This is a genomic window from Acinetobacter sp. ANC_7513 (assembly GCF_056779915.1).
In genome coordinates this window covers 1-297 of the sequence record NZ_JBWYIW010000034.1, presented here as the reverse complement: position 1 = coordinate 297, position 297 = coordinate 1, and the positions used below count along the sequence as shown (strand labels likewise).

At 42.1% G+C, this 297-nt stretch carries 1 pseudogene; it reads left to right on the top strand.

Annotation, left to right across the window (positions count from 1 at the left end):
- Window positions 1-297: pseudogene (locus tag AC1M9B_RS14420) on the top strand (muconate/chloromuconate family cycloisomerase); the annotation flags it as partial.

Sequence of the window (297 nt, the reverse complement as noted above, 5' to 3'; positions counted from 1 at the left end):
TGTTGAAGAAGAATATTAATGGCAACCGTTTTGCAAAATGTGCCATTCAAACTGCTTTACTCGATATTCAAGCTCAACGTTTAGGCTTGCCTCTGTCTGAAGTGTTAGGTGGCCGTCTGCGTGACAGCGTCCCTGTACTTTGGGTGTTGGCTTCTGGTGATACAGATAAAGATATCGCTGAAGCGAAAAAGATGATCGAAGCTAAGCGTCATAACTTCTTTAAATTAAAAATTGGTTCTCGTGCTGTAGAAGCAGATGTTGAGCATGTTCTCACCATCAAAAAAGCGTTAGGTGCTG